The organism is Clostridium sp. FS41 (assembly GCF_000954015.1).
Classification (GTDB): Bacteria; Bacillota; Clostridia; order Lachnospirales; family Lachnospiraceae; genus Enterocloster; species Enterocloster citroniae.
Genome location: NZ_JYHN01000063.1, coordinates 1 through 4,279, shown reverse-complemented (window position 1 = coordinate 4,279; position 4,279 = coordinate 1). Strand labels below are relative to the sequence as shown.

General features: G+C 50.8%; 4 protein-coding genes. All 4 read left to right on the top strand.

What is annotated here, in order from left to right:
• Positions 1-118: 118 nt before the first annotated feature.
• The 4 genes from CLFS41_RS18070 to CLFS41_RS18055 are packed head-to-tail and all read left to right on the top strand — an operon-like array spanning position 119 to position 4,184.
• The gene (locus tag CLFS41_RS18070) at positions 119-313 is read left to right on the top strand and encodes a hypothetical protein (protein WP_045093078.1); all 195 of its coding nucleotides are present in this window, start codon (positions 119-121) and stop codon (positions 311-313) included.
• Positions 314-334: 21 nt separating this feature from the next.
• Entirely contained in the window at positions 335-679 is a 345-nt protein-coding gene (locus CLFS41_RS18065; RefSeq protein ID WP_045093077.1) for a hypothetical protein, read from the top strand.
• Complete coding sequence (locus CLFS41_RS30450) at positions 667-3,345, top strand: hypothetical protein (RefSeq protein WP_052665808.1); 2,679 nt, start codon at positions 667-669, stop codon at positions 3,343-3,345. The genes CLFS41_RS18065 and CLFS41_RS30450 overlap by 13 nt, the downstream gene beginning before the upstream one ends.
• Positions 3,342-4,184, top strand: a complete 843-nt coding sequence (locus CLFS41_RS18055) for an NlpC/P60 family protein (RefSeq protein ID WP_045093076.1) — start codon at positions 3,342-3,344, stop codon at positions 4,182-4,184. Before CLFS41_RS30450 ends, CLFS41_RS18055 begins: the two co-directional genes overlap by 4 nt.
• Positions 4,185-4,279: the final 95 nt, after the last annotated feature.

Below are 4,279 nucleotides of genomic sequence, written 5' to 3'. Positions count from 1 at the left end.
CTGCCAGAACTGGATGTAAAGACCGGTGCCTGAGAGGAGGTGATCCCCATCATCTCCCGGCCGCCAGGGTCAAGGCGGCAGCAACCATCAACCAGAAAAAAGAAAGAGAGGTACATATATGGCAGTAGTAACCAATAAGCACGCAGCAGATCTTAACAGAGACGAGACAACCGGGCCAGATTTTGCCCCGAAGCAGCCCACCCCATATCTGTATGATAAGCCCACCAATGCACCGCACCCAGGCAACCACCAGAGCGGCAAAGGCGGCCCCAGTGACCGCAATAACAATGGTGTGGATGACAGCGAGGAATAAGTGCCAGAAAGGTGGTACAGCATGAGGACACTAAGATTTAGAGTATCCGGCCAGGAGTTGACGAGGGCTCCTGGCTGTGATTTTAGCAACATTATCGCGGGGACATCAGGTTATCTGCAGGTAGCGTTTGAGTTTGATAGGGATTGGGACGATACGGTCCGGGTGGCAGCATTTTACCCGTATCTGCAGTCACCGGAGGTTGGCAGACTGATCAGGGACGGGGTCTGCATTGTACCTGATGAGATAACGCCCTGTGATCAATTTAAAATCGGGGTAGTCGGTCAGCGTGAGAACGGGCAGCGGATTACCACCAATCTGATCACCATCAAACAAGAAAGGGGGAGTGGACAGGCATGGCAACAGTAGACGAGATCCTTACAAGACAGGCTTATGCAGCCGGGGATGAGACATGGACCAAGGATAACAACTATCCATCCTACACCATGTACGCGGAGCCGGAGTATGTCCCGGTCACCAACAAGCGTATTGCAGACTTTAATGACCAGGTATCAGTAAAGGGCGAGCAAAATGCCCAGTTTGTGGGCTTTCAGCTGCCCAGATATGATGACGCTATGGATTTGATCAAGCAAAATCTGTACATCCACTACCAGACAGTCTATGGGGGCAGTGACGGCGTACCCTGCAATGTATCCTGGTCGGACAATTACGTCAGGATGTGCTGGATGATACCCGGACAGGCAACGCAGGAGCCCGGATCAATCCAGATGATGATCTATGCAACCGGGACGGACAGTGTGGGAGACCGGACCGTCTGGAAAACCCTGCCGGCAACTTACACCATCCATGACGGCCTGGAGATAGGCGGCGGTATCCCTGAACCGGATCAAAGTTGGTATGAGCAGTTTGTGGCGCAGATGGAGGACAAGGTATTCACTGCCCAGGGATACGCCAATGATGCCCAGGCCAGCAAGACTGCGGCTGCGGGATCAGCCACGGCAGCAGCACAGTCTGCGGATGCATCCGCGCAGGCTCTGGCAGAGAATAAGGACTATGTGGAGAGCCAAAAAGAGACATTTGTGGGCTACAATAAGCGCGAGACTGATCTTAAGTACGCCAATGCCCTGACCGGCTCCGCGTCTGGCACTGGGCGGGTTACAGTGGGGGATGCGTGGGAGGCGCCGATACCTGACCTGGAGGTTGCGGGCAAGAGTGATCAGTTTACCACGACCGGAGCGCAGCTATTTGATATATCAACAGTCGGCGCAAAACAGAGTAATGGAATTATATTTTCTCCGTCAAAGGATGGAGTTATTGAAGCTATTGGCACAGCTACTGGTTACGCTTACGTCAAACTCTTATCTGATTATTCTCTGGAGGCTGGAGATTATTATATTTCAGGATGCCCATCAGGTGGAAGCACAACTACTTATTTACTTAATGTTACTGTTAATTTGACCGATAATACGCGCGAATCATACATTGATAGTGGGGACGGGGTATCGTTTCCGATTCTAAATGGAGATACGGTAACTGTATTGATGTCCTTGAATAGCGGTGTATCTGGACCATTGGTTTTCAAGCCCATGTTAAGCAAAGGATCTGCAAAGATTCCCTGGGAACCGTACACCGGCGGTCAGCCATCCCCCAGCCCAGATTATCCCCAGCCGATTATCAGTACAGGGACGGTGAGTACGGGGGCGCAGCTGCTGGATACGGAAGCATATGAATTAGGAACATTCGGAAACGCGACCGGAAATCCTAATGATTCAGAAATCACATATCGTTGGTTGCAGTATATACCAGTAACTGAAGGAAGCACAATATATTTTAAGAAACCATTGTGCATATGTTATTACGATTCAGACAAGAGATTTGTTTCGTGTGATGAATCACCCGGTATATATCAAAGGCTTGTACCACAGACGGCAGCATTCATTAGATGCAGGACATTTGCAGGTGATTTTGCGGACTTTAATCATCGGGACTATATGATTAGTAATAACCCCATTTCTGCATGGGAACCATACACTGGCGGCAAACCCAGCCCATCAGAGGAGTATCCGCAGCCGCTGGATGTGACGGTGACGGGGGCGCAGTTGATGGACACTTCCAGGATGGCGAGAACACACAACGAAGTACTGTTTTCTGTTAAAGAAGATGGAAGCATTTTAGTTACGGGAAATACATTGCAGAACCCTGCTAATTCGGCTGTTGCTTCAACTAATCTTTCGCCGGGAACTTACTGTGTTAGCGGAAGTGTACCGATAGGCAATACCAAAATATTTGTCAAAGCAAAGAAATGGTATAGTGATGGTACATCTGTTGTTATCAATGATACCTCTTTTATCGTAGATGGAACCGAAACTAAAATAGACTACTTTATTCAGCTGAATCAGGGAATATCAGAATTTAGCAAAATTGTGTATCCTATGCTGAATGCTGGTCCCACAGCCCTCCCCTGGCAGTCCTACCAGTCAGGGACCGCAACCATCACTCTGACGGAGCCGTTACATGGTATCGGGGATGTACGGGACAGGATCATGTGCAAGGACGGCGAATGGGGGATCGAACGATATTGTCCCACCATTACATTTGACGGCAGCACCGATGAAAAATGGAACGAGGCGAGTACAAATGATGCGGCCAAGAAAAGATATAACTGTAAGGTAGGCGGAAGATCGGCAGATCTCATACATCAAACTGCATTATGTAGCCATTTTCCCCTAATAGGAGCTGGGGGAACGTTAGGAAACATCCGTGGTTTTACCATTGCTAATGACTATATTCAGCTATATCTGGATGGTCGTCCGCTTGAAGAATTTAAGACATGGTTACAGGAACACCCAATCACCTTGGTTTATCAGCTGGATACCCCCACCTGGGAACCCCTCCCCGCCGCGACCCAATCCGCCCTAAACGCCCTTACCACCTTTACCGGCACCACCCACATCACCATCACTGCAGGAGGGCCGGAGCCGGACGTGGCGGTGGAGTATGTGCAGGATACCAGGGCGGTGATCGCGGATATCATGGCACAGATTGACGAAATTAGAAATGGAGGTACGACATGACAGCATTATTAAGGAGACAGGCCGTGATCGACAAGTACGCAGAGATCATAGGCCGCAACATATACAGCCAGTCCCTGCGGGATTACTGCTATAAGGCATACAAGGACGGCAACTACTACAGTGATTGCTCATCATCCATCTGCTACGCTTATCAGCAGGCAGGGCAAGGCTTTGGGATCACCAACACTGCGGGCATGTACAACTCCCCAAAGCTGACCACGGTGGATGCAGACATAGCCCAGGGCATCCCTGACACGTCCCGGTTACGGCCAGGGGACATGCTGCTGTTTGCCGGTACGGATGCCAGTAGGCCAAAGCGGATCGGCCACGTGGAGATGTACTGCGGTAATGGTATTATCTGCGGACATGGCAGCGGAAGACCGTCCTACAAAGACCTGACCGCCTACTGCAAGAGCCGGTATAACTCCTGGGCATCCGGGGGCTGGCGTAAGGGTCTGGTGGCTGTGAAGCGATACATACAGGATGATGCAGTGATGGAGCCGGAGCGGCCCAAGAAGTCTGGCTGGCAGGATAACACAGATGGCTCCCGAAGCTTTTACCTGGGCAACACAGGAGATTGTGTGCGCAACAGCTGGTACCTGGATACAGACGGTAAGTGGTACTGGTTTGACGGCGCCGGTCGCATGGTGATCAACACCTGGTATCAGTACAAGGGCGATTGGTATTACCTGGGTGCTGATGGCGCAATGGTAAAGGGCCTACAGGCGAGCGGTGATAAGTGGTATTACCTGGACCAGGACGGCAAGTTGTCCATGGATCCGGTGGTGTTGACGCCCGATCAGGATGGGGCGCTGCGGTGGCCGGGTATGGGAGAGTAATAAAAAGCGGCGGGGATCATTCCTCGCCGCTGTTCATGTCTCTTTCTTTGATTCTGATTATTTCATCAACTATTAATTTTTCTTCCCATTCCGGA

What these genes read in the sequence shown, in the direction of transcription:
- CLFS41_RS18070 (WP_045093078.1), top strand. Translation starts at nt 119, where the DNA reads ATGGCAGTAGTAACCAATAAGCACGCAGCAGATCTTAACAGAGACGAG.
- CLFS41_RS18065 (WP_045093077.1), top strand. Translation starts at nt 335, where the DNA reads ATGAGGACACTAAGATTTAGAGTATCCGGCCAGGAGTTGACGAGGGCT.
- CLFS41_RS30450 (WP_052665808.1), top strand. Translation starts at nt 667, where the DNA reads ATGGCAACAGTAGACGAGATCCTTACAAGACAGGCTTATGCAGCCGGG.
- CLFS41_RS18055 (WP_045093076.1), top strand. Translation starts at nt 3,342, where the DNA reads ATGACAGCATTATTAAGGAGACAGGCCGTGATCGACAAGTACGCAGAG.